The organism is Allobosea sp. 2KB_26, from assembly GCF_052115715.1.
In the GTDB taxonomy this organism is placed as follows: Bacteria; Pseudomonadota; Alphaproteobacteria; order Rhizobiales; family Beijerinckiaceae; genus Allobosea.
Map to the genome: position 1 here is coordinate 191,804 of NZ_JBFRHE010000003.1, position 23,152 is coordinate 214,955.

25 protein-coding genes are annotated in these 23,152 nt (G+C 65.1%); 14 read left to right on the top strand and 11 right to left on the bottom strand.

The annotated features are described in order from the left end of the window. Window positions 1-5: 5 nt before the first annotated feature. The gene (hpaH, locus tag AB4099_RS11655; protein ID WP_441478202.1) at window positions 6-788 is read right to left on the bottom strand and encodes a 2-oxo-hept-4-ene-1,7-dioate hydratase; all 783 of its coding nucleotides are present in this window, start codon (window positions 786-788) and stop codon (window positions 6-8) included. Between the two features lie 37 nt (window positions 789-825). Next, window positions 826-1,719, bottom strand: coding sequence for a dioxygenase family protein (locus AB4099_RS11660; protein ID WP_441478203.1), 894 nt, complete (start codon window positions 1,717-1,719; stop codon window positions 826-828). Window positions 1,720-2,000: 281 nt separating this feature from the next. Between AB4099_RS11660 and AB4099_RS11665 the strand changes: the two genes are divergently transcribed. After that, window positions 2,001-2,726 (top strand): GntR family transcriptional regulator, encoded by a 726-nt coding sequence (locus tag AB4099_RS11665; protein ID WP_441478204.1) that lies wholly within the window; start codon window positions 2,001-2,003, stop codon window positions 2,724-2,726. Window positions 2,727-2,742: 16 nt separating this feature from the next. Then, window positions 2,743-3,612, top strand: coding sequence for a sugar phosphate isomerase/epimerase family protein (locus tag AB4099_RS11670; RefSeq protein WP_441478205.1), 870 nt, complete (start codon window positions 2,743-2,745; stop codon window positions 3,610-3,612). A gap of 33 nt (window positions 3,613-3,645) precedes the next feature. Here AB4099_RS11670 and AB4099_RS11675 read toward each other — a convergent pair whose 3' ends face one another. From AB4099_RS11675 to AB4099_RS11705, 7 genes are all read right to left on the bottom strand, one after another. Beyond that, complete coding sequence (locus tag AB4099_RS11675) at window positions 3,646-4,572, bottom strand: Gfo/Idh/MocA family protein (protein WP_441478206.1); 927 nt, start codon at window positions 4,570-4,572, stop codon at window positions 3,646-3,648. A gap of 9 nt (window positions 4,573-4,581) precedes the next feature. Beyond that, window positions 4,582-5,676 carry an ABC transporter ATP-binding protein gene (locus AB4099_RS11680; protein ID WP_441478207.1) on the bottom strand — a complete coding sequence of 365 codons (1,095 nt, stop codon included), beginning with the start codon at window positions 5,674-5,676 and terminating at the stop codon, window positions 4,582-4,584. A 71-nt stretch (window positions 5,677-5,747) separates the two neighbouring features. Further along, a complete protein-coding gene (gene melA / locus AB4099_RS11685) occupies window positions 5,748-7,058 on the bottom strand; it encodes an alpha-glucosidase/alpha-galactosidase (protein ID WP_441478208.1) in 1,311 nt (436 codons plus the stop codon). A gap of 35 nt (window positions 7,059-7,093) precedes the next feature. After that, entirely contained in the window at window positions 7,094-7,951 is an 858-nt protein-coding gene (locus AB4099_RS11690; RefSeq protein ID WP_441478209.1) for a carbohydrate ABC transporter permease, read from the bottom strand. Further along, the gene (locus AB4099_RS11695; RefSeq protein WP_441478210.1) at window positions 7,948-8,880 is read right to left on the bottom strand and encodes a carbohydrate ABC transporter permease; all 933 of its coding nucleotides are present in this window, start codon (window positions 8,878-8,880) and stop codon (window positions 7,948-7,950) included. Before AB4099_RS11695 ends, AB4099_RS11690 begins: the two co-directional genes overlap by 4 nt. 38 nt (window positions 8,881-8,918) lie before the next feature. Further along, on the bottom strand, window positions 8,919-10,214 hold the full coding sequence (locus AB4099_RS11700) for an ABC transporter substrate-binding protein (protein ID WP_441478211.1): 1,296 nt from the start codon (window positions 10,212-10,214) through the stop codon (window positions 8,919-8,921). A gap of 69 nt (window positions 10,215-10,283) precedes the next feature. Next, the gene (locus AB4099_RS11705) at window positions 10,284-11,354 is read right to left on the bottom strand and encodes a LacI family DNA-binding transcriptional regulator (protein WP_441478212.1); all 1,071 of its coding nucleotides are present in this window, start codon (window positions 11,352-11,354) and stop codon (window positions 10,284-10,286) included. 316 nt (window positions 11,355-11,670) lie between these two features. Between AB4099_RS11705 and AB4099_RS11710 the strand changes: the two genes are divergently transcribed. The 10 genes from AB4099_RS11710 (at window position 11,671) to AB4099_RS11755 (ending at window position 19,838) form a co-directional block, all read left to right on the top strand. After that, on the top strand, window positions 11,671-12,273 hold the full coding sequence (locus tag AB4099_RS11710) for a TetR/AcrR family transcriptional regulator (RefSeq protein WP_441478213.1): 603 nt from the start codon (window positions 11,671-11,673) through the stop codon (window positions 12,271-12,273). 119 nt (window positions 12,274-12,392) lie between these two features. After that, window positions 12,393-13,289 (top strand): helix-turn-helix domain-containing protein, encoded by an 897-nt coding sequence (locus AB4099_RS11715; protein ID WP_441478214.1) that lies wholly within the window; start codon window positions 12,393-12,395, stop codon window positions 13,287-13,289. A 273-nt stretch (window positions 13,290-13,562) separates the two neighbouring features. Further along, on the top strand, window positions 13,563-14,324 hold the full coding sequence (locus AB4099_RS11720) for an SDR family NAD(P)-dependent oxidoreductase (protein WP_113516318.1): 762 nt from the start codon (window positions 13,563-13,565) through the stop codon (window positions 14,322-14,324). A gap of 218 nt (window positions 14,325-14,542) precedes the next feature. Next, on the top strand, window positions 14,543-15,142 hold the full coding sequence (gene wrbA, locus AB4099_RS11725; RefSeq protein WP_441478215.1) for an NAD(P)H:quinone oxidoreductase: 600 nt from the start codon (window positions 14,543-14,545) through the stop codon (window positions 15,140-15,142). A 131-nt stretch (window positions 15,143-15,273) separates the two neighbouring features. Then, on the top strand, window positions 15,274-16,047 hold the full coding sequence (locus AB4099_RS11730; RefSeq protein ID WP_441478216.1) for an SDR family NAD(P)-dependent oxidoreductase: 774 nt from the start codon (window positions 15,274-15,276) through the stop codon (window positions 16,045-16,047). 146 nt (window positions 16,048-16,193) lie between these two features. Further along, complete coding sequence (locus tag AB4099_RS11735; RefSeq protein WP_113516321.1) at window positions 16,194-16,631, top strand: ester cyclase; 438 nt, start codon at window positions 16,194-16,196, stop codon at window positions 16,629-16,631. Window positions 16,632-16,689: 58 nt separating this feature from the next. Then, the gene (locus tag AB4099_RS11740) at window positions 16,690-17,460 is read left to right on the top strand and encodes an SDR family oxidoreductase (RefSeq protein WP_441478217.1); all 771 of its coding nucleotides are present in this window, start codon (window positions 16,690-16,692) and stop codon (window positions 17,458-17,460) included. A 259-nt stretch (window positions 17,461-17,719) separates the two neighbouring features. Beyond that, window positions 17,720-18,190, top strand: a complete 471-nt coding sequence (locus AB4099_RS11745) for an ester cyclase (protein WP_441478218.1) — start codon at window positions 17,720-17,722, stop codon at window positions 18,188-18,190. A 210-nt stretch (window positions 18,191-18,400) separates the two neighbouring features. Continuing rightward, entirely contained in the window at window positions 18,401-19,354 is a 954-nt protein-coding gene (locus AB4099_RS11750) for a quinone oxidoreductase family protein (protein WP_441478219.1), read from the top strand. Window positions 19,355-19,433: 79 nt separating this feature from the next. After that, window positions 19,434-19,838 (top strand): OsmC family protein, encoded by a 405-nt coding sequence (locus AB4099_RS11755; RefSeq protein WP_441478220.1) that lies wholly within the window; start codon window positions 19,434-19,436, stop codon window positions 19,836-19,838. Between the two features lie 15 nt (window positions 19,839-19,853). Here AB4099_RS11755 and AB4099_RS11760 read toward each other — a convergent pair whose 3' ends face one another. Next, entirely contained in the window at window positions 19,854-20,786 is a 933-nt protein-coding gene (locus AB4099_RS11760) for a LysR family transcriptional regulator (protein WP_441478221.1), read from the bottom strand. 90 nt (window positions 20,787-20,876) lie between these two features. Further along, complete coding sequence (locus AB4099_RS11765) at window positions 20,877-21,365, bottom strand: MgtC/SapB family protein (protein WP_441478222.1); 489 nt, start codon at window positions 21,363-21,365, stop codon at window positions 20,877-20,879. Between the two features lie 354 nt (window positions 21,366-21,719). On the opposite strand from AB4099_RS11765, the gene AB4099_RS11770 reads away from it, so the two are divergent. Both AB4099_RS11770 and AB4099_RS11775 read left to right on the top strand, forming a co-directional pair. Further along, on the top strand, window positions 21,720-22,076 hold the full coding sequence (locus tag AB4099_RS11770; RefSeq protein ID WP_441478223.1) for a hypothetical protein: 357 nt from the start codon (window positions 21,720-21,722) through the stop codon (window positions 22,074-22,076). A 278-nt stretch (window positions 22,077-22,354) separates the two neighbouring features. Continuing rightward, window positions 22,355-23,017: a hydrolase gene (locus AB4099_RS11775; RefSeq protein ID WP_441478224.1), complete on the top strand. Its 663-nt coding sequence runs from the start codon at window positions 22,355-22,357 to the stop codon at window positions 23,015-23,017. The last annotated feature ends 135 nt before the right edge of the window (window positions 23,018-23,152 follow it).

Here is a 23,152-nt window from a genome sequence, read left to right on the forward strand (position 1 = left end):
CAACCTTAGGTGAAAGAGACGCCGATGGCGCCGAGCGGGCCGTAATCGACCTGTATGACGTCTCCGGCTGCGATGTCGACTGGCCGCGTGAAGGAACCGGCGAGGACGATCTGCCCTTTCTTCAGCCCCGCGCCGACGACATGGAGCTTGTTGACCAGCCAGGCGATGCCGGCAGCCGGATGGCCCATGATGGCCGCCGAGACCCCGGATTCCTCGATGATGCCGTTCTTCGACAGCGTCGCGCCGACCCAGCGGATGTCGACATCCATCGGGCGGACCGGCCGGCCGCCGACCACGATCGCGCCGAAGGCGGCGTTATCGGCAATCGTATCGGTGATCGCGCGCGGAACGTCCGTGCGGTAATCGATGATTTCGAGCGCCGGCACGACCATTTCCGTCGCGCGCATCACGTCATAGATGCGCTTTCCCGGTCCTTCGAGATCCTCGCCCATGATGAAGGCGAGTTCGACTTCCAGCCTCGGTTTGATGAAGAGGTTCGCCTTGATCTGGGCGCCATCGTTGAAGAGCGCATCGTCAAGGATGCAGCCATAGTCCGGCTCGCTGATCTTCGAGGCCATCTGCATGGCGCGCGAGGTCAGGCCGATCTTGTGGCCGACCATTCTCGCGCCGCCGGCGATCCGCGCGTCGGCCCAGAGACCCTGGATGCGATAGGCGTCCTCGAGTTCGATCGCGGGATAGGTCCTGCTGAGCTGCGGGATCGGCTTCAGCGTGCGCTCCGCCTGGAGCAAGGCGTCGGCCGCCTGTTGGCGTTCGGTATCGGTCAGCATCGGAACACTCCTTGGCGGCGCCGGCCGCGCGAACGGGTCACTTGATCGGCGGGCGCGGCAGCACGGTCTCGCCGGGCTCCATGACGTAGGTGTAGTCGAGCGAATACCAGGGCACCGGCACCGTGGCGTCGGATGGGTGGGGTTCGTCATGGCGGATGAAGTCGCCGACAAGAGCCCTGGTGACGCCAAACTGCACATCTGAATCGATATGCGGGTCGCGTGGATCGTAGACCTGCGAGATCAGCACCTTGAAGCCGGGTTTGACGATCAGCGCATGCAGATGCGCCGGACGATAGGGATGCCGGTCCTGCACGGCGAGCAGCCGGCCGACCACGCCGTCGGTGGGGATGGGGTAGCCCACCATCTTCACCGTCGAGAACCAGAAGCGCCCTTCGCTGTCGGTGGTGAATTTGCCGCGCAGGTTCATCTCGGCCTGCTCGGGATCCTGGTTCTCGTAGAGCCCGACGGGCGACGCATGCCAGACATCGACCTCGGCGCCGACTATCGGAGCACCGCGCTGGTCCAGGACACGTGCGGTGACGAGCAGCGGATCGCCCGGTGTGTCAGAGCGGATGATCGTACCGCCATTTTCGACCTGGGGAGCATTCAAGCGCCAGAATGGCCCCAACAGCGACTGCGACGTTTCGGTATTGCCGCCATCGCCGTTGTTGAGCAGGCAGACGAGCGACGAGACACCCAGCGAGCCCGCCATGAGCACCATCTCGTTATGGCTGTCGCTGGCCAGCTTGCCGATCTCGTTGAGGATCGCGGTCGCCTCGCGGAACTCCGCTTCGCTCAGCCGCACATCACGGACAAAGGCGTGGAGATGGCTGACCAGCGAGGTCAGGATCTCGCGCTGGCGCGGGTCTTTCGTGCGCTGCATCACGGCCAGCGCATCGCGGGTCACATCCTGGTGGCTCTCGATGATCATGGCGTCCTCCCTGCGATCTCCATTCCGGTAAAATCGATTATCTGTCAATCAGGAACCCCATGAAGAGCGCGATGCACCGGCTTCACCCGCGCTGAGCGAGGCCCTCCACGCGCAGTAATACCCATAAATCGATAGAAACAAGGTCACCTATGAGATAATGCGCACCACACCTGAAGAAACAGCCCATCTATTCGCGGCGTACGACCACCGCTCCGTTGACAGATATAATCGATTATCATACCACCTCGGCTCTCGCGCCGACGGGCTCAAGGGAGGGGACGATGAACATCACTGTCGACGACCTGCCCCCCGCCGAGTTCTCGTCGAAGGGCGCCGCAGCGACGGCAAAGAACACCAAGGCGTCGCTTCTGGTGAATCGCCTCCGCGAGGCGATCCTGTCCGGGGAACTGGCGCCCGGCGCCAAGATCAATCTCGATACAGTCCGTCGGCAGCTCGACGTCTCGCTCAGTCCCCTTCGCGAAGCGCTTGCCCGCCTGATCGCGGTGGGGCTCGTCGAACTGCACGACAACCGCGGATACACTGTCGCGCCGGTCTCGCTGTCCAACCTGGCCGAAATCACGAAACTGCGCGTCGAATTCGAGAGCCTGGCGCTCTCCTCAGCCATCGTGAGAGGCGACCTGGCCTGGGAAAGCGACGTGATGCGCGCCCTTCACCGCCTCAACCGGACAGAGCGGATCGCCAGTGAGCCGGCAACGCTGGAAGCCTGGGAGCACGCGCATCGCGACTTCCACATGATGCTCCTCGCGGGTTGCGGGATGCCGCTGCTGCTGAACGCCTGCATCATGCTGCACAACCTGAACGACCGCTATCGCCGGATCTTCCTGATGGCCCAGGGCGGGGATCGCAACGTCGCCGCCGAGCACAGCGAGATCGCCCAGGGCGCAGTCGCCCGCGACGCCGACTATGCCTGCGCCAAGCTGCGCGAGCATATCCAGCGCACCGGGTCCAACCTCCACAACAGCCTTGCCGGCCAGTTGCAGCCTTGAACCGATGGAACGCCCCGTGACATCGCCATCAGGTCAGCCGCCCCTTGGAATCGCGCATTTCACGACGATCGATGTGCCGCCGCTCGACTTCGTTGCACTCGCGGCGAAAGTCGGTTTCTCCGCGGTCGGGCTTCGTCTGCATCCGGCCTTTCCTGGCGCGCCCTTCTACGAGATCCGCCCCGGCAGTGCCCAGATGCGGTCGATACGGTCCCTGCTGACCCAGACCGGCCTGCGCGTCTACGATATCGAATTCGTCGTCATCGACGCGAATTTCGCAGCGGACGCGCTGATCCCGATGCTGGAAAGCGCGGCGGAACTCGGCGCCAGGCGCCTGAGCGTCTGCGGCGACGATCCCGACCATAGGCGGCTCGTCGCCAGCTTCGCCTCTCTGTGCGACGTGGCGGCAGGCCTCGGCATGGGCGTCGACATCGAGAACATGCCATGGCGTCGTGTCGCCAGAATTCAGGACGCCGCGGCGATCGTGGGCGAGGCCGACAGGCCAAATGGCGGGATCCTGGTCGATGCCCTTCATCTTTCGCGAGGCGGCGGTCTCCCGATCGACCTGAGAACGATCCCGTCGCATTTCATCAGGAGTGCGCAGCTCTGCGACGCGGTCGCCGAACGCCCGACGACATTCGACGAGATCATCAGGGAGGCGCGAGCGGGACGCAGGCTTCCAGGCGAGGCCTCCCTGCCCTTGCAGGACCTCCTGGCGGAACTGCCCGCCGACGTGACGCTCTCTGTCGAGGTGCCCAACCAAGGGCTGCCGCCTCCGGATCACGCGAAGGCGGTGTTCGAGGCTGCAATGCAGGTGCTGGCTGCGCATGCGCTCGCCAAGCCGACTCCCCCGCGGGCGCCTTCAGCGCGCCAAGCTCGACGCGAGTGAGTTGCGTATGATCAGATCGCGCCCTGGGGAAGGTCATCCCTCGAAGGGCTCGACGGTCAAACGCCGCCCCAGCATGAATGCGTCGCCGACCAGGGTCAGCGGCGCGAGATCGACATCGCTGCGGCCTTCCGCGATCAGCGCTGCGAAACGCCGGTAGATTTCGGCATATTCCCGCTCCGGCTCGTCGACGAGGATGCGGCCATCATGGCTCAGCGTCCGGCCGCCCGAGGCGAGCGTCAGACGGCCGGCCTCGGTCTCGACATGGATGTCCCAGCTCTGCTCGCCCGCCTGGCGGAAGTCGAATTCTGCGTGGATCGGCAACCCCGAAGCATCCGCGAGATCGAGTTCGGCGGCGATCGGCGCCTGGCGGTTCGCCGGGACGGATAGCGAGGCGCGGGTCACGAAGACCGGCTCGGGCATGATCGCGGTCAGGATCGACAGCGCATTGATGCCGGGGTCGAAGACGCCAAGCCCGCCCGGCTCGAAGATCCAGTCCTGCCCGGGATGCCAGACCCGCACGTCCTCCTTCCAGATGATCTCGACCGAGCGCGGCCGGTGTCGCGCGAGAAAGGCGCGCGCCGGCGCGACAGCGGGCGCGAAACGCGAATGCCAGGTGGCGAACAGCGTCCGGCTGCTCCGTTCCGCCTTGGCGACGAGAGGGCGAAGTTCGCTGACGCTCGCACCCGGCGGCTTCTCAAGCAGGACATGCATGCCGGCTTCGAGCGCCTCCTCCGCCAGTGCATGCCGGCCCTGAGGCGGCGTGCAGAGGGCAATGGCATCAAGCGCCACACCGGATGCGAGCATGGCGCCGAGCGAGGTGAAGACGGGCAAGCCGGGCAGCGTGCCCTGCCGGCTCGCCGCCGCGACCAGCTCGAAACCGGGTGCTGCCGCGATCGCGCCGAGATGTTGGCTGCGCGCGATCGTACCGAGCCCGACAAGTCCGAGGCGAATTTTCGACATGCGGCCGCCTCAGCTGTGCGCGACGGTTTGCGCGGTCACGCGCGCACCGTCGGGCCGGAACAGATGCGCCAGGGCAATATCGACATGCAGCGGCACCCGCTCGCCGGGCTTCGGCTTCTGCTGCCCCTCGACCTGGACGGTGATCGGCTGGCCGTCGGAGAGGACGCCGTAGATCAGCGAGGAGCCGCCGAGCTGTTCCACGAGCTGGACCTGCGCCTCACCGATCCGCGTGCCGGAACCGCCGAGCCGCAGGTGCTCGGGCCGTACGCCGAGGCTGCAATCGGCGCCGTCCTGGCCGGACAGATGCGGCAGGGGCAACACCGTCTCGGCCAGGGCCACGCGTGCTTCTCCTCCGGTCGCCGGCAACATCCTGGCTTGCAGGAGATTCATCTTCGGGCTGCCGATGAAACCGGCGACAAAGCGATTGACGGGGTTGTTGTAGAGCTCCAGCGGCGATCCGATCTGCTCGACCTTTCCTGCGCGCAGCACCACGATCTTGTCGGCCATCGTCATGGCTTCGACCTGGTCATGCGTGACATAGATCATCGTGTTGCCGAGCTGCTGGTGCAGCTTGGCGATTTCCACCCGCATCTGCACGCGCAGCTCCGCGTCGAGATTGGAGAGCGGCTCGTCGAACAGGAAGATCTTGGGTTCGCGCACGATGGCGCGGCCGATGGCGACGCGCTGGCGCTGCCCGCCCGAGAGCTCCTTGGGCTTGCGATCGAGCAAATGATCCAGCTGCAGGATCGCCGCCGCGCGGGCGACGCGCATATCGATCTCGGCCTTGGTCATCCGCGCCGTCTCGAGCGCGAAGGCCATGTTCTTGTAGACATTCATATGCGGGTAGAGCGCATAGGATTGGAACACCATGGCGATGCCCCGTTGTGCCGCCGGCACCTCGTTCATCACCTCGTCGTCGATGCGCAAGGTGCCGTCGCTGATGTCCTCGAGCCCGGCGATCATCCGCAGCAAGGTGGATTTCCCGCAGCCGGACGGACCGACGAAGACCACGAATTCGCCGTTGGTCACGGAGAGGTTCACATCCTGGATCACCGGGTGATCGCCGAAGCGCTTATGGACATGCTCCAAGGTCAGCCAACTCATCGTTCCCTCCTTGCCGCCTTATCGTTCTTGTGGTTGCGGGCAGGCAGGCCGCCTGCCCTGCCTGGGGCCGCTCAGGCGGCCAGCGCCGCCGAACGGATGCCAGCCGGCATGGCGGGCCCATGTGCCGCGATCAGATCGTCCACCATGGCGCGGATCTCGCGCAGCGAGAGGACGCTCGCGGCATGGCGGTCCAGCACCGCGGCGCGGTAGACCGCGTCCCGGTCGCCTTCCAGGGCAGCGCGCACGGTGAGGTCCTGGACGAAGACATGCGGCGCGCAATGGGCGGCGAGTTCCGGCGGCAGCGTGCCGGCATGGCAGGCGCGCAGGCCGTTGCGGTCGACGATCACCGGCACCTCGACGCAGCAATCCTGCGGAAGGTTCTCGATCAGCCCGGTGTTGCGGACATTGCCGTAGATGAGCTGCGGCTCGTTCGTCACCATGCCGTTGATGATCGAGGCGCCGTATTCGTCACTGCGCTCGAGCGGGAAGCTCTCGCCGGCCAGCAGCTTTTGCCGCGTTTCGGCATAGCGCCGCAGGTTGCGCTCGCTGCGGCGAATATACTCGTCGACCGGCACATCGAATTCCGCGATCTGGTCCTCACGGCGCAGGAAATAGGGCGTGTACTCCGCCGTATGCTCGCTGGATTCGCTGACAAAGCGCCCGAGATGCTCCAGCAGCGCGAAACGGATCTTGTCCTGCGCAAAAATCTCCGGATTGCGGGCGGCGCGCCGCAGCTGCGGATAGGCATCCTTGCCGTCGATTTCGAGCCGCAGGAACCAGGTCATGTGGTTGATGCCGGCGCAGTCATAGCTCAAGCGGGAGCGATCGACCCCGAGATAGGAAGCAAGATCGCGCGCCGTGTGCTGGACGTTGTGGCACAACCCCACCACCTGCTGCTCGGGGAAGGCCCTGTAGACCGCCCAGGTCAGGATGCTCATCGGGTTGGTATAGTTCATCAGCAGGGCGTCGGGGCAGACCGCCCGCATGTCCCCGACCAGGTCCACCATGAAGGGAATGGTCCGCAACCCGCGGAAGATGCCGCCAATGCCGACGGTATCAGCGATGGTCTGCTTCAGGCCGTAGCGGCTCGGAATCTCGAAATCGAGCAGCGTCGCCTCGTGCATACCGATCTGCACCATGTTGATCACGAAATCCGCGCCCTCCAGGCAGCGCCGGCGGTTGGCGTGCTCGGTCACGGTCGCCCCGGCATCGAACTGGCTGGACGTCCAGCGCGCCATCATTCCCGCCGTTTCGAGGCGCTCGGCATCGATGTCGTACAATGCGATCTCGCATTGCTTCAGCGCGGGAAGGCTGAGGATGTCGGTGAGCAGATTCTTGACGAAGACGACGCTGCCGGCACCGATCATGGCGATCTTGGTCATGTCATATCTCTCTTGGGTAGAGGGCGGGAAAGGGCTCACTTGAGGCCTGTGCTGGCGATCCCCTGAACCAGATAGCGCTGGAAGATCAGGAAGATGAGCAGCATCGGCAGAAGGGAGATCAGGGCCAGCGCCATGACGCCGCCCCAGTCCGGATTGGCCTCGCCGCGCAGCAGGTTCAGGCCGAGCGGCAGGGTGAAGAGTTCCTGGTCGGTCAGGACGACGAGTGGCCAGGCGAAGTCGTTCCAGCGCCACATGAAGGTGAAGATCACCAGCACGGCGATGATCGGCTTGGAGAGCGGCAGCACGATGCGCAGGAAGATCCGCATCTCGCTGGCACCGTCGAGTCGGGCGGCCTCGATCAGCTCGTCGGGAATGCTGACCATGAACTGGCGCACCATGAAGACACCGAAGGCTTCGGCCGCACGTGGCAGGATGACGCCCCAGGGCGAATTCAGCAGCCCCAGCCAGGAGGTCACGAGGAATTCCGGCACCAGGATCACCTGGATCGGGATCATCAGCGCGCCCAGGATCGCGAAGAACAGGATGTCGCGTCCGGGGAAGCGGAACTTGGCGAAGACATAGCCGCAGAGCAGATTCGCGGACACGGTGATCACCACGGCGATCACGGCGATGAAGGTCGAATTCATCACCCAGGTCAGGAATGGATGGCGCTGCGCGATATTCCTGAAATTCTCCAGCGTCAGCACCTGGGGAATCAGGCTGACCACAGGCTGGAAGACCTCGGAACGGGGCCGGATCGCGGTCGCGAACATCCAGTAGAGCGGAAAGATCATCGCCAGCGCGCCGAGCACGACAGCGATCCAGATCAGCACGTTGCCGGTTCGGCGAGCGCCGGGGCGCCTGGCGCCCGCCTCGAAGGTGACGCCGCTCATAGCACGTTCTCCGATTGGCGGCTGACCCGCCACTGAATGATCGTGAAGCCCAGGACGATGGCGTAGAGCACGACGCCGATCGCGCTGGCATAGCCCATCTCCGACGTCATGAAGGCGGACTGATAGATGTATTGGACCAGCATCGTCGTCGAGAAACCCGGGCCACCACCGGTCATCACATAGATCAGGTCGAAGACCTGGAAGGAGTGGATCACGTTGAGGATCAGCAACAGGAAGGTGGCTGGTCGCAGCAGGGGCAGCGTGATCTTCCAGAACTGGCGAGAGGGGGAGGCGCCGTCCATGGTCGCCGCTTCGTAATAGAGCGTCGGGATCGATTGCAGCGCGGCGAGATAGACCACCATGCAGAAGCCGACCCTCACCCAGAACGTCGCAATCACCAGTGACGGCAGCGCCCAGGCCGGCGAGGACAGCCAGGGGATCCGGTCGCCGCCGAGGCGCACGATCAGGGAGTTGATGACGCCGTAATGCTCGTTGAACATCCAGGCGGCGATGATGCCGGTGGCGACGGCCGACACCACGACCGGAAGAAAATAGACGCTGCGCAGGAAGACCCGCCCCGGCATCCGTCGGTTCAGCGCAACCGCGAGCAGCAGCCCGCCTGCCATGGTGGTGGGCACCGACGCCACGGCATAGACCGCGGTATTCAACAGCGCGTGCCAGAACTGCGTGTCGGCCACGAGCCTGCGATAATTGGCCAGGCCGGCATAGGTGACCTCGCCGATCAGGCTCCAGTCATGGAAGCTGATGTAGAAGGCGTAGAGCAGCGGGAAGAAACTGAAGGCGCTGAACAGAAGCAGATTGGGCGTGATCAGGAGATAGGGCAGCATCCAGGGTCGCCGGAAGGAGCGGCGCGTACGCGCCGCGGTGGCGGGGCGCACGGAGCTGGCCATGACTGCGCTGTCGGACATGGATCACCTCGCAGACGGGAGGGAAGGCGACACGGACGTCACCCCTTGAGGACGCTGCGGATGGTGCCCTCGATGTTCTCGGCGGTGTCCTTTGGCGACTGGCCCGAGGTGAAGGCGAGGTCGAGCTGCTCGCCGAGCTTCGTATTGATGCGGCTGAAATCCGGCAGCGTCACCGTCGCGGCCAGATGGTCCGGGATCGTCCGGGACTGCTCGACGAAGACCTGCATCGCGTCGGGACGGAGCGGGTATTCCAGCTTCGTATCCATGAGGCTGCGCCGAACCGGCAGGAAGCCCGCGGCGACGCAGAAATCGCGCATATTGGCCTCGTTGGTGGCATAGCGCAGGAAGTCGATGGCGACGTCACGGTTCTTGCTGTCGCGCGTCACCGCGAGGCAATTGCCGCCGAGATCGGAGGCCATGCTGACGCTGCGCGGCATATAGGTCACCTGCCATTCCGCCTGCTTCATCGCGTCCTGCAGGAACGGAATCTGCCAGTCGCCATGCACCAGCATGCCGATCGTTCGGTTGGCGAAGAGGTTCTGCGTCTGCTCGTTGGTCTTGATCGAGGTCGTGGGCGGGACGAGCTTTTCGGTGAACCAGGACTGGGCCCATGCAATCGCCTCGAGGCCCTCCTTCGACGAGAGCTGCGGCTGGAGCAGTTGCTCGTCGAGCAGTTTGCCGCCGTTCTGATAGAGGAAGGGCAGAAAGCGATAGGCGGCGGTGTTCTGCCAGGCGCAGGCGAAGCCGAAGGGCGCTCCGGCCTTGTCCTTCAACGTCCGCGCGATCCGGATGAACTCCTCCCAGCGCCAGCTGTCCTCGAGCCGCCGCGGCAGCTCGATCCCGGCCCGCCGGAACATCTCCATGTTGCAATAGACCGCGAGCGTGTCGGTGTGGTGGGGAATGGCGAAGGCCTTGTCACGATAGGTGACCGCCTTCCACAACGCGGGGGCGAATTGCGCGGCCAGGCCGCCGTCGAGATGCCCGCTCAGATCGACGATGGCGCCAGCCTTCGCATAGCGGCCGACCTGCTGGTACTGGATGCGGACCAGGTCCGGCGCCTGTCGGCCAGCCAGGCGCGTATCGACCTGCTGGTACAATTGCCCGGAGGATCCGCTGAGTTCCAGCCGGATCGAGACATGCGGGTTCTGCGCGGTGTAGCCGGCGATCAGCCGCCGAAAGGCGTCCTCCTCTGCCCGGTTGCCCCAGACCGCGAAATTCAGGCTCACCGGTGCCTGAGCCCGCAGCGGCTTCACCGACGCGGCCGAGAGAGCGAGCCCGGCGCCCAGAATGTGCCGCCGGGAGAAGGCCGTGCCTGTTCCGTTGACGTTCGTCATCCCTGTTTCCTTCCCTGGATCATCACCGCTTTTCGCGGCTTGGTTTTTTGGTGTTGCTGGTCGCGGGCTCTAGGCTGGCAGGCCACCACCCTTCAGGCCGCCGCAGGATTCCCGGATCACGAGCTGGACCGGAAGCTGCGTGTACCGAACGGGGCTTTCCCCGCCCTCGAGCTGATCGATCAGGCTTGTCGCCGCCTGCTGGCCAAGCTCGAGCCGGCGGTGCTCCACCGTCGTCAGCGCCGGAACGGTGAAAGCCGCGAGCGCGATGCCGTCGAAGCCGACCACCGCTATGTCTTCGGGCACGCGCAGGCCGTGACGGCGCAAGCCGTGCAGCACGCCGATCGCCATCTGGTCGTTGAACACGAAAAGCGCCTCTGGCCGCGGCTGCGGCAAGGCGAGCAAAAGCTCCACCGCCTTCACGCCGCCTTCCGGAGAGTTCGCGACTTCGATTTCCCAATCCGGACGCAGCGGCAGACCGGCCTCAAGAAGCGCCCGACGATAGCCATGCACGCGCTCCCGCTCGCGCAAGGGATGCCGCTGCTGGCCCGAAATATGGCCGATCCGCCGATAGCCGCAGGCGAGCAGATGGCGCGTTGCCATGTAGCCCCCGCCCTCGAGGTCGACGCCGACGGAGGTGATTTCCATACCATCGCCCTGATCCTGCAGCGCGACGCAGGGGACGCCGTGTCGTGCCAGTTCCTTCAACGCATCCCAGATCGCCCGTGTGGGCGCCGAGGTGATGACGCCGTCCGAGACGCCCCCGCGCAGGCGTGCGATGGCCCTGAGCTTGGCGGCCTCGTCTTCCGCAACAAGCACGTCGAGCAGATAGCCGCGCTCCTGCGCCACCTGCTGCACGGCGCCGATCACCTCGGCCGAATAGGGGTTGCCGATATCGGGGGTGATGAAGGTGAGCGTGTTGGTGCGCCGCTGCCGCAGGTTCCGCGCGACGGAGTTCGGGGTGTAGCCGAGATCGGCAGCCGCCTCGCGCACACGCTGCTGCGTGGCCTCGGAGAGACCGACGCGCCCACTTGCGCCATTGAGCACCAGGGAAACCGTCGCCTGCGAAACCCCCGCACGTTTCGCGACATCCGTGCTGGTCGCGACTCCCGGACGCTTCGATAGATGCGGCTCGCGCGGCAACGCTCTCTCCTGGAATCTAATACGTATTAGGTTGAGAATTAGCGTTTCACGAAATGCGTGTCAACGAAGTCCGGAGGCAGCTCGGGGCGTAACGAAGGCCAGGCTCCCCTCTCCGAAGGCCCCGCATCGCGGAGAGCAGATGCATCCGTGTTTCCAAAGGACTTCGCCGCCAGTGCGAGGGCGGCCCAACTTGGCGGCATTGCCGGTGACGCCGGCTTTCTGATTGCAACGCTACGCTACGTAGCGTATTGTCGTCAAGCTTGGGCGATCCCGACTGCACGCAGCGCTGCGGCGCAGACACAACCGGACCGAGATGATGGACACCAGATCCGCGGCGGCGGCCGCCAAACCCACCGGATCCCGCCGCGGGGACGCCACCGCGACCCTCCTTCAGGTCGCGCTCGAACTCGGCGAGGAACTCGGGTTCGACGCGCTGACGATCGAAGGCATCGCCGCGCGCACAGGCGTCGCCAAGACCACGATCTACCGCCGCTGGCCGAACGTCGCCGCCATCGTCATGGATGCATTTCTCAGCGAGGTGACCAGGGCGGCGCCGATCCAGAAGCGCGCGACCGCGCGCGAGAGCTTCGGCCTGTCGATGAAACTGCTCGTGCGCGCCTATAACGGCCAGCAAGGCAGGATCGTGCGTTCGCTGCTCGGGCGGGCGCAGGTCGATTCACGCCTGCTCGAAGCGATGAGGCTACGCTGGGTCGAGCCACGCCGGGAGATCGCCCGCGACATCGTCCGCGAGGCAATCGCCCAGGGCGAATTGAGGCCCGGCCTGAATCCGGACATCGTACTCGATCTGCTCTACGGGCCGATCTATCACCGCCTGCTCATTCCCTATATCGGCTCCGACATCACCGACGACTTCATCGATGCGCTGCTCGAGACCGTGTTTGACGGTCTTAGCGCATGAAGGCTGTGAACGGGGCCGCCCGATCCCCTCCCGATGGCGATCGGGCGGCAGGCAGCCTCAGGCCCCGGCACATGCAGGGACAACGCTCGCCGGAACAGCCCCAGGGACCTTCTGCTGGGGTGTCCGAGAAAACTTCGGCGGAGATGCTGGAGACACATATCCGGGGCCAGTTGATCGCCGGCCGATCCGCCCGCGCTCCCCGGGATGTCATCGTTCAGATTTTCGCGCGCGAAACCGTCCAGGACGGCTTCATCGTTCCCGCAGTGGCCGAACCACTGATCGTCTGGGTTCTTTCGGGCGCGGCGACGGTCGAGGAGCGGAGCATCGGCGGCGAGTGGACGGCCAGCGACGTGAGCGAAGACGATTTCTTCCTGACCGATTCCGACGAACCCTACGAGCTGCGCTGGCGGTCCCGGTCCGAGACGCCCTTCCTCGTCATGCATCTCTATCTGGGCCTGCCCTTGCTCGAGCGTGCGGCGCAGGACCTGTTCGGCATGCCGGAGCGCCCTCTCCTTCGCGAGACCTCGGGCGCGCGCGATCCAGGCCTGGAGGCCCTGATCAGGGCGTTGCAGCGCGAGCTGACAGGCTCGCACGAGGCCAGCCCCCTGCTGATCGGGAGCCTGGCACAGGCACTCGCCCTGCATCTCGTCCGCAGCTATCGCGAGGCCTCGCGCCAGTCGGCCCATCGCCGCGGCGCCATCCCGGCCCTTCGCCTGCGGCGGGTCACCGGGCTGATGCAGGCGAGCCTCGCGGAGGAGTTCAGCCTTGCGCGCTATGCGCAGGCAGCCGAGATGAGCGAGGCGCATTTCAGCAGGCAGTTCAAGCGCTCGACCGGTTTCGCGCCATCCCAGTATTTCATCCGGCTGCGCATCGCGCTGGCACGGCAGCTGCTGCGCGAGACGCGCCGGTCGATCATCTCCATCGGCATGGACATCGGCTATTCCAGCCCGAGCCATTTCTCGCAGGTTTTCCGCAAGGAAACGGGCGTCTCTCCAGGCGCATATCGCGGAGCTTAAATCACCGGATCGGATCTCCTATCCGGCCCGGCAAGCTTTCTGCGTTTGGATCGGCCTTCCCGAAAACCGCAATCCAATTCTCGGGCCGACGCCTCAGGCCGCCAGCCGCCGCCCGGATGATTTGCGCAAGACTCCGACAGGCCGGGCAAGGGCCCGAGAGATGATGCGTCCGGCCGGTGACATACCGGTCCCACGTCGGAACGACGGCGACCAAACGCGCAGCGGGACCAGCGAATTGGTCGATTTCACCCCGATCCCGCAAGGAGAGGTCTCATGACCACCATCGCAACTGAGGTGAACGAGGTTGAGGGCAAGGTCGCCCTGGTGACGGGTGCAGCAAGCGGCATCGGCCGCGCCATTGCCGAACTGCTCCATGCACGTGGCGCGAAGGTGGTGGCCGAGGATATCGATCCCGCCGTGACGGAACTGGCGCGTGACGGGCTCGTCACCCTGGTCGCCGACATCACCGCCGAAGGCACGGCCGAGAAGGCGGTCGCCCTCGCGCTCGGCAGCTTCGGCAGGCTCGACATCCTGGTCAACAATGCCGGCCGCATCCTCTACAAGAACCTCGTCGACATGAGCCGCGAAGACTGGAACTGGCAGATGGAGACGAACGTCACCGGCGCCTTCCTGCATTCCAGGGAAGCAGCCAAGGCGATGATGCCGAACCGGTCGGGTTCGATCGTGAACATCGCCTCCTATGCCTCCTATTTCGCGTTTCCCGGCATTGCCGCCTACACCGCCTCCAAGGGGGCCCTGGCGCAGCTGACCCGGACTCAGGCGCTCGAAGCGATCGAGCACGGCATCCGGGTGAATGCGATCGGTGTCGGCGACGTCGTCACCAACCTGCTGAACCATTTCAGGGATGATGGACGCGAATTCCTCGCCGAGCACGGCAGGAAGGCTCCGATCGGACGTGCGGCCGATCCGGTGGAAATCGCCGAGATCGTCGCCTTCCTGGCCTCCGAGCGCGCGAGCTTCATCGTCGGCTCCGTGGTGATGGCCGATGGCGGAATGAGCGTGCCGATCGGCTGATCGCTGCGCGTCTCACGCGGGCAGCCGGGCACCCCGGCTGCCCGCCTCTGGCAAGCCAACCACCGAGCCGACATGCCGCCCGCTCGGCGAAGTCAGGCAACGTTCGAAAACATCGAACCTAATCGTCCATTTTATTCGGCTGTTTCCAGGGCGAGAGCTGCACCAGATTAGGGTCGTGACGCCGAGAACGACGGTGCCGACGCAAAGGAGTTCATCTCGTGCCCAAAGTTCTAGTCCTGTATTATTCCTCTTACGGCCATGTGGAAGCCTTGGCCTATGCCGTCGCCGAAGGCGCACGCGCCGCCGGTGCCCAGGTGGACGTCAAGCGCGTCCCGGAGACGGTTCCCGAAGCGGTCGCCAAGAGCGCGCATTTCAAGCTCGACCAGGCCGCGCCGGTGGCGACCGTCGCCGAACTCGAGCATTACGACGCGATCATCGTCGGCACCGGGACCCGCTATGGCCGGATGACCTCGCAGATGGCGGCCTTTCTCGACCAGACTGGCGGCCTCTGGATGCGCGGCGCGCTGAACGGCAAGGTCGGTGGCGCCTTCAGTTCGTCGGCGACGCAGCATGGCGGCCAGGAGACGACGCTCTTCTCGATCATCACCAACCTGCTGCATTTGGGCATGATCATCGTCGGCCTGCCCTATAGCCATCAGGGCCAGATGAGCATGGCCGAGATCGTCGGCGGCGCGCCCTATGGCGCCACGACCGTGGCCGGCGGCGACGGCTCGCGCACACCATGCGAGATCGATCTCGCCGGCGCGCGCCACCAGGGCGAACTCGTCGCCCGGACCGCCGCCAAGATCTTTGGGTAACAAGTTCTTGGGCTGACAAGATCTTCGGCTGATCCGCCGGCGCGGCGGGCTCCACGGGCCGGCCGCGCCTCTCCTCCCCAATCCAACGCCTTTTTCAACGGCACGCGAACCGCGTGATCGAGGGCCCTGTCATGTCCGATGAATTCGATGGAAAGATCGTGCTCGTCACCGGTGCGGGCTCTGGGATTGGCCAGGAAGCGGTGCGGTCCTTCGCCGAACGCGGTGCGCTTGTCTATGCCGCCGACCTGAACGCCAAGGGCCTGGCCGCAACCGCCGATCTTGTCGCCAGCACCGGCGGCGCGGTCCGGAGCGCCCATCTGGATGTCGCCGACGAGACCGCGGTCGCGGACCTCCTTGCCCGCATTGCGACGGAGGCAGGGCGCCTCGACGCCGCCTTCAACAATGCCGGCATCACCGGCAGCACCCATCTTCTGGAGGATTATCCGACAGAGGATTTCGACCGGGTGCTGCGCGTCAACCTGCGCAGCATCTTCCTCGCCATGAAATACGAGCTGAGGCTGATGAAGCCGGCCGGGAGCGGCACGATCGTCAATACGGCCTCGGTCGCGGCGCTGACCGGCCCTGGCGGCATGAGCGCCTATGCGGCCTCCAAACATGGCGTTCACGGCCTGACCCGTGTCGCCGCCATGGAGAACGCCTCCCATAATATCCGGATCAACGCCCTGGCGCCGGGATGGACGGAGACGCCGATGGTCGCCGCCAACAGCGCCCAGAACCCGGCCTTCGCAGAACTGGCCAGGAAGGCCATTCCCGCCAAACGCGGGGCCCACCCCAAGGAAATCGCCGCGGCGGCGGTTTGGCTGAGCTCGTCGCAGGCGAGTTACGTCTTCGGCCAGATGATCGTTGTCGACGGCGGCATGACCATTGGCGGCTTCGAGCCCTAGATCATCAGACAGGAAATCGTATCCAGTCCGATGATCTAACCCTTTGTTATTGCATAGGCTTTCCCGAAAACCGCAATCCACTTTTCGGGCCGATGCTTTAGTCGCTCCGAGCGCGCTCTCACCCCCTTCCGACCTGGAGACTTCCAATGTCCGATAACGCTATCAGCCAAGCCGCCATCGCCGTCGTCCGCCGCAACACCGAGGAGGTGCAGGGCGGTGGCAATTTCGAGCTGTTCGAGCAGCTCTTTGCCCAGGATTTCGTCGACCATACCCCGCAGCCGGGCGGCACGCCCGACCGTGCCGGCGCCAGGCGGCTCTACCATGTGCTGCGCGCAGCCTTCCCGGATTTTCATGCCGAAATCCACTGGCAGACCGCCTCCGGCGACCTCGTCACCACCTACAAGACCTATCACGGCACCCATCAGGGCCCGTTCCTCGGCGTGGCGCCGACGGGCCGCAGGATCTCGTTCGAAACGGTCGATGCGATGCGCGTCCGCAACGGCCAGATCGTCGAGCATTGGGGCGTCGCCAATCTCTACAAGGTCCTCGAACAACTGGGCGCCCTGCCCGCTCCGACAGCCTGATGCCCGCCCTCCGGGGCCGGCTCCGCCGTGCCCCCCAATCTCCCTGAGGAGAGAATTCATGAGCACGATCCTCAACGACAAGGTCGTCGTCGTCACCGGCGCCTCCAGCGGCATCGGGCGCGCGATCGCGATCCGGGCCGCCGAACACGGGGCGCGAGCGGTGATCGTCTCGGACGTCACCGAGACGCCACGCGAAGGCGGAGAGCCCACGGCCAGCGTGATCGCGTCTCTGGGCGTCGCCTCCCGCTTCGTGCGCACCGATGTCAGCAAGCGCGCCGAGAACGACGCCCTGATCGAGGCGGCCGAGGCGTTCGGTGGCGTCGACATCATGGTCGCCAATGCCGGCATCACGCTGAAGACCGATGGCGCGAATGTGCCGGAAGACGATTATCGCCGGCTGATGTCGGTCAATCTCGACGGCGTTCTCTTCGGCGCCCAGGCGGCCGCGCGCCAGATGAAGGCGAAGCGGAAGTCAGGCAGCATCGTCCTGATGGCAAGCATGGGCGGCGTCGCCGGCGCCGGCATCACGGTGGCCTATTCCACCAGCAAGGGCGGTGTCGTCCTGATGGCCAAGGCGCTGGCCGATGCTCTCGGACCCGATGGGATACGGGTGAATGCGGTCGCGCCGGGAACCATCGATACCGAACTCCTGCGCACCAGCCCGGGAATCGCCGAAGCCTCCGAGGGGTTTCGCCAGCGCACGCCGTTGCGACGCCTGGGCAAGCCCTCGGAAATCGGTGACGCCGTTGCCTATCTCGGGTCTGACCTGTCGAGCTACGTGACGGGCCACACGCTTCTGGTCGATGGCGGCCTGCTGGCCGTCATCTGACCCTCCGCAGCCCTGCCGGCCGGGCGACCAACGATTTCACCCGGGCCGACTGGTGTTCTTCAGGCAGCTGTGGCCCGGAGCGTTCGAGCGCTTCGAACGTACTCGTCGAAAGTATTCGTCTAGCCTCAATCGGGTTTCGGTGAGATTGTCCCCTTGCGTAAGGCGATGCCCCTTAAGAACAATATCGAAGCACACTTCGACAGACCGAAAGAATTATAAGCTACAAACTCCCACCAACAAGCGATGATTGGCCAATACCATGAAACGTTTTCTGGCCTTGACGATAGCCGCGCTCCTCGCGTCGCCAGCGGGCGCGAGTGACCCAGGCACGTACCGCACGGATGTCCATGCCTGGTATGATGCGTTCACGCAGAAGGACCCGGCGCTTCTCGACAAGATCCTGGCCCCGAGCTGGGTCGACATTCCCTCCCCGCCCGGCCTGCCCCCGGGTCCGGCGGCGGCCAAGATGCTGCTCACTCAGCTCACGGGCGCATTCCCCGACCTGAATCTCGTGGTCCACGACGTCATCCAGGAAGGCAACAAGGTCGTCGTGCGCGCCACGATGAGCGGCACGCAGAAGCGCGACTTTGCCGGCATTGCGGCGCGTGACAGGCGCATGAGCATCCAGGTCGTCGACATCCATGAGTTCGAGGACGGCAAGATCGTCCGCACCTGGCATACCGAAGACTGGATGACGGGCCTGCGCGAACTGGGCGCGTTCGAACGCTAGATCATCGGACCGGATATCGTATCCAGCCCGATGATCTAACCATCTGTGATTGCATCGGCTTTCCCGAAAACTGCAATCCACTTTTCGGGCCGATGCTTTAGACCTTCCGCGTTTGCATGGGCCTTCCCTAAATCCGCAATCCACTCTTCGGGCCGATGCTTCGGCCCCTTGATCCCGGCAATCCCACTCGCATCGAACTGGAGAACTCCCATGACCAAAGTGGTCAAATTCCATCGCCATGGCCCGCCCTCCGTCCTTCAGGTGGAGGACGAACCGGTCGGCGCCCCCGGCCCCGGCCAGGTTCGCCTTCGCCACGAGGCGATCGGCGTCAACTTCATCGATACCGCATTTCGGAGCGGCAGCTTCCCGATGCCGGTTCCGGCCGTCGCAGGCGTCCAGGGTGCCGGCATCGTCGAGGCCGTCGGCCCCGGCGTGGCGGGCCTGTCGCCGGGGGATCGCGTCGGCTATCTCTTCGCGCCCGGCAGCTATGCCGAGCTCCGGCTGGTCGATGCGGGCGTGCTCGTGCGCCTGCCCGACGATATTTCGAGCGAAACGGCCGCCGCGATCATGACCAAGGGTCTCACCGCCTGGATGGGCGTGCACGCGCTCCACTCGCTCAAGCCCGGGGAGACCGTCCTGATCCAGGGAGCCACCAGCGGCGTCGGCTCGCTGCTTGGGCATTGGGCACGGCACATCGGCGCAACCGTGATCGGCACGGGCTCAGCCACGAAACTCGCCGGGATCAGCGGCGCCGTCGATCATGCGCTCGCGTCCGACGATCCGGAGCTCGCTGCGAAAATCGGGGCGATCGCCCCCAACGGCGTCGATGTCGTCTACGAATTCGTCGGGCGCGCGACATTCGAGGCCTCCACCGCATCGGTGCGCGACGGCGGCACGATCATCACGATCGGCGCAGCCTCCGGTCCGCCGGACATCAACCAGGCCGAGCTCGCAGCGCGCGGCGTCCGGGTCGCCGGCGGCAGCGCAGCCCAATCCGTCACCGGCACGGTCCTGGCCGACGCCAGCGCCGAGCTTTTCGATTTGGTGCGCAAGCACGTCTTCGGAGCGATCGAGATCGCGCGCTATCCGCTGGCCGAGGCGGCCCGGGCCCATGAGGACATTGCGGCCCGCCGCCGCGAGGGCTTTCCGATCCTGGTTCCGTGAACGCGACCGCGCAGGCTCACGAGCGTGATCCTGCCCGCCCTGGCGGCCTCCGCGGCCGCCATCACCCGGCGCATCCGCGATGGATCTTCTCACAGTCGGTATCGTCAAGGTCACCGCTCCGCCGAAGGGCACGAGCCACGGCGTCCTCGTCCATGCCGGAGGCCATCTGATCCCTGCCGGGGAGAGGTGGTCTCCCGGCGAGAGCGGAGCCGGCCCGGCCCCTTATGACCTTGTGCTCGCCGGCCTCGGCGCCTGCACCTTCATCACCCTTCAGATGCATGCGGCCCGTCGGCGATGGCCCATCGATACCATGCAGATCGTCCTGCGCATGACAGGCAGCGACAAGGGGCTGCAGATCGAGAGGACGGTCTCGATCGAGGGCCTGGATGGTCGCCAGAAGGCGCAACTGGCGATCATTGCCGAGCAGACACCGGTCACCCTGACCCTGCGCTCCGGCGCCGCGATCAAGACTGTATTTACCTGAGACCGGGGCCCCGCCTCACAGGGCTTCGACATCCGCGTCGCCCGGCTTCCAGTTAGGCACCTGGCTGGCGAAGCGCTGGATCAGGAACGAACCAGCAGGCCCCGGCGGCGTATTCGAGCGGTGAATGGCGAAGAACCGATAGGCGCCGCCCTTGAAGTCGGGCAGGTCCAGCTTCACGAGGCGGCCGGCCTTCAGATCGTCACGGACCATCGGCACCGGCATCGCGCCCCATCCAATGCCTTCCAGCAGCAGCATGTATTTGGCGGAGAGATCCGTCACCCGCCAGGTATGCGTCGCCATGACGCCGAGTTCCTGCCCCTGGCTCCGCTCCGAACGATCGGTGAGCACGATCTGGACATGCTCACGGCTGGCGCCGACGTGATTGCGACTGGCGAGCGCCAGGGGGTGGTCCGGCGCTGCGACAGGCACGAGCGGCACACTCCCTATTCCCAGCCGCTCCAGCCCGTCGATCTCGATATCGGGAGGACCGCGCACCCCGATCGCCACCGTACCGTCGAGGACGAGCTGCGTGACCGCCCCGAGCCCTTCGAAGCGGATATGCAGCGGCACCGTGGGATAGGCATCGCGAAAACTCTTGAGCGCGTCCAGGACACGCGAGGCGGGCAACATCATGTCGAGGGCCATGGTCACCCCCGCCTCGATGCCCTGCAGCAGGCCCTGGGCCTTGGCCCGCAGCCGGTTCACGCCATTGGTCACGGCACGCGCTTCCGCCAGAACCGTCCGCCCCGCTTCCGTCAGCATCGGTTTGCGGGTCGAATCCCGGTCGAACAGCGGAAAACCCAGCTGCGCCTCGAGATTGGAGATGGTGTAGCTGATGACCGAGGTTGCACGTCCGAGCGTGCGCGCCGCCCCGACGAAGCTGCCGACATCGACAACCGTCAGGAACACCTTCAACTGGTCCAGCGTCGGCGTACCAGGTCCAATCATGCCGAATCCCATGAGCGATCCCGCCCATGATAGGCGACACCTGCCGCAGGGCCAGTGGCGGCCGGCCGAAACCGTCCATGAGGGCGCCTCCTAGTCCTCGTCGCGCGCCCGTGCCTCCATTTGCGCAGCTCTCGCCGCGTTTCCCCCGGCCCGCCGCCCGGCCCAACGCTCGATCGAATGATTGATCGCAAGCAGCAGCAGCGCGAGGCCGGTTGCGGTCACGACGATCTTCCAGTCGCCGAGGCCGGCAGCGCAGCCGAGAGCGGCCGTCACCCAGATGGCCGCTGCCGTGGTGAGCCCCCTTGGGGTCATTTCCCGATCGCGAAGGACAATCACCCCGGCGCCCAGAAATCCGATTCCGGTCAGAACACCCTGGACGACCCGACTTGCCGCATCGGCCTGATCCGGTTCCCCGAAGATTCCAGCGGCCGCCGCCGTTCCAAGTCCGACCAGACCGAATGTGCGAATGCCCGCACTGCTCTGCTTGAGCGTGCGCTCCCAGCCGACGGCTATGCCTGCGGCGGTCCCGGCCAACAACCTGAAGATCAGGTCGACCTCAGTCCACGAAAACAGCTCCAAGGGGCTATTCCCGGCCAGCCGGATCAAGGTCGCGATAACACACGGGCGTCACGTCGCGCGTATCGGCGACCGCATCAGCACCTGTCCGCCCACCCGAATTCGGCGGCACTGGAGAAGGCGAGAAAGGGCCGTCGCCATCCGCCTGACCCGAATTGCGTGCCCTGATGTCCGCTTCTTGCTCGGGACTCAGGGGATTTCCAAAACCGTCTCGCATGGCAGCCTCCATCGTTGCCCACCCCTTCCGCAACGCCTCCCCGGACAGCCTGTTCCCGTGTCGGCGCGACGAAGACCAACGGGAGACGATCCGCGGGGAATGCCGGGCTGCAAACCGGGCTCGGCCCTGCGGCGAACATGTTGTTCCGCCATGCGTTATCCGACCGCCTTTGGACCGGGGAAATGATGAACGACGGAAAGCATGAGCTTCGACTGGCCTTCAGACGCATCGAGCGGGAGGTTCCGCAGGGTTTTGCCTCCCTGCTGCGCTGGTTGCGGCATCCCGCCTCGCGCTGGGCCCGGCTCCCCGCGGGCCTCCTCCTCATCGTCGGCGGCATCTTCTCGATCTTGCCCGTGCTTGGGCTCTGGATGCTGCCGCTCGGCCTGCTGCTGATCGCGGCGGATATTGCGCCCTTGCGCAAACCCATGGCGCGCTTTGTCCACGCTACCATGAACCTGTGGGCCAGGCTGCGGGCACGGTGGCAACGACGAGGTTGAGCCTGCGCGCTCACCTTGTGGCTGTATGCGCGCCGCCAGCGCGAATACGGGCAATCCCAGCGCTGTCCAGGGGCAGTTGGCTTGGCTTACCACGCCACGCTTGCCGATCTCATCGAACACAAGCTTCGATATTATCCGACTTTCTCGAAACGAATATATAAACAAGTATCCGCATCGATAGACGGTAAAATCAAAAATACAAACGCCGGAAATCACAATTCACTCAAGTATATCGTCGCGCGAATTTCGCGCCTCACCGACTCATGAGGATTGAGAGAATGACGAATTCCAAGCCGGGCAAGGTTGGGTTGGAGGCGATGATCACGCCTGACAACTGTGTTCTGGTCCTGATCGATCACCAGCCCTTCCAGGTCAGCGGCGTCAAGAGCATCGACCCCGCCTTGATGATCAACAACGTCGTGTCGCTCGCGAAAGCCGCGAAACTGTTCCAGGTCCCGACACTGCTGAGCACGGTCGTGCAGGATCGGGGTGGATATCTGATCAAGCCGCTTCAGGACGTATTCCCCGAGCAGAAGCCGATCGATCGCACCACGATCAACACCTGGGAAGACCAGCGTTGCGTCGATTGGGTCAAGCGCTCCGGGCGCAAGAAGATCGTGATGGCCGCGCTCTGGACCGAGATCTGCCTCGCCTTCCCCGTGATTCACGCGCTTGGCGACGGTTATGACGTGTACTTCGTTACCGACGCGTCAGGCGGCACCACTGTCGAGGCCCATGAAATGGGCGTCCAACGCATGATTCAGGCCGGCGCGATCCCATTGACGTCAGGCGTCTTCGCCGCGGAGTTGCAGCGCGACTGGGCCCGGGAGGCTACGGTTGCGGGCATGCAGGAGATCATGCTCGAGCACGGTGGCGCCACGGCGACAAACCTGGCCTGGGAGTTGCAGCTGCTTGCCGGAAGGGCCGGCGCCGGCGTCTAGACGCGACAAGCGGAGCCGACAGGGTCCGGCTGCACCGCCTCGGCGATAGTCAGCGACGAGCGCCCCACGTGCCGCTCGTCGCACGAACCGGTCGGGTCAAGGAAAAACGGAGTTGATCCTGCCGACTCGCTGAAA

Coding starts and splice junctions, on each gene's coding strand:
- hpaH (WP_441478202.1), bottom strand. CDS start 788: ATGCTGACCGATACCGAACGCCAACAGGCGGCCGACGCCTTGCTCCAG.
- AB4099_RS11660 (WP_441478203.1), bottom strand. CDS start 1,719: ATGATCATCGAGAGCCACCAGGATGTGACCCGCGATGCGCTGGCCGTG.
- AB4099_RS11665 (WP_441478204.1), top strand. CDS start 2,001: ATGAACATCACTGTCGACGACCTGCCCCCCGCCGAGTTCTCGTCGAAG.
- AB4099_RS11675 (WP_441478206.1), bottom strand. CDS start 4,572: ATGTCGAAAATTCGCCTCGGACTTGTCGGGCTCGGTACGATCGCGCGC.
- AB4099_RS11680 (WP_441478207.1), bottom strand. CDS start 5,676: ATGAGTTGGCTGACCTTGGAGCATGTCCATAAGCGCTTCGGCGATCAC.
- melA (WP_441478208.1), bottom strand. CDS start 7,058: ATGACCAAGATCGCCATGATCGGTGCCGGCAGCGTCGTCTTCGTCAAG.
- AB4099_RS11690 (WP_441478209.1), bottom strand. CDS start 7,951: ATGAGCGGCGTCACCTTCGAGGCGGGCGCCAGGCGCCCCGGCGCTCGC.
- AB4099_RS11695 (WP_441478210.1), bottom strand. CDS start 8,880: ATGTCCGACAGCGCAGTCATGGCCAGCTCCGTGCGCCCCGCCACCGCG.
- AB4099_RS11700 (WP_441478211.1), bottom strand. CDS start 10,214: ATGACGAACGTCAACGGAACAGGCACGGCCTTCTCCCGGCGGCACATT.
- AB4099_RS11710 (WP_441478213.1), top strand. CDS start 11,671: ATGGACACCAGATCCGCGGCGGCGGCCGCCAAACCCACCGGATCCCGC.
- AB4099_RS11720 (WP_113516318.1), top strand. CDS start 13,563: ATGACCACCATCGCAACTGAGGTGAACGAGGTTGAGGGCAAGGTCGCC.
- AB4099_RS11730 (WP_441478216.1), top strand. CDS start 15,274: ATGTCCGATGAATTCGATGGAAAGATCGTGCTCGTCACCGGTGCGGGC.
- AB4099_RS11735 (WP_113516321.1), top strand. CDS start 16,194: ATGTCCGATAACGCTATCAGCCAAGCCGCCATCGCCGTCGTCCGCCGC.
- AB4099_RS11740 (WP_441478217.1), top strand. CDS start 16,690: ATGAGCACGATCCTCAACGACAAGGTCGTCGTCGTCACCGGCGCCTCC.
- AB4099_RS11745 (WP_441478218.1), top strand. CDS start 17,720: ATGAAACGTTTTCTGGCCTTGACGATAGCCGCGCTCCTCGCGTCGCCA.
- AB4099_RS11750 (WP_441478219.1), top strand. CDS start 18,401: ATGACCAAAGTGGTCAAATTCCATCGCCATGGCCCGCCCTCCGTCCTT.
- AB4099_RS11755 (WP_441478220.1), top strand. CDS start 19,434: ATGGATCTTCTCACAGTCGGTATCGTCAAGGTCACCGCTCCGCCGAAG.
- AB4099_RS11760 (WP_441478221.1), bottom strand. CDS start 20,786: ATGATTGGACCTGGTACGCCGACGCTGGACCAGTTGAAGGTGTTCCTG.
- AB4099_RS11775 (WP_441478224.1), top strand. CDS start 22,355: ATGACGAATTCCAAGCCGGGCAAGGTTGGGTTGGAGGCGATGATCACG.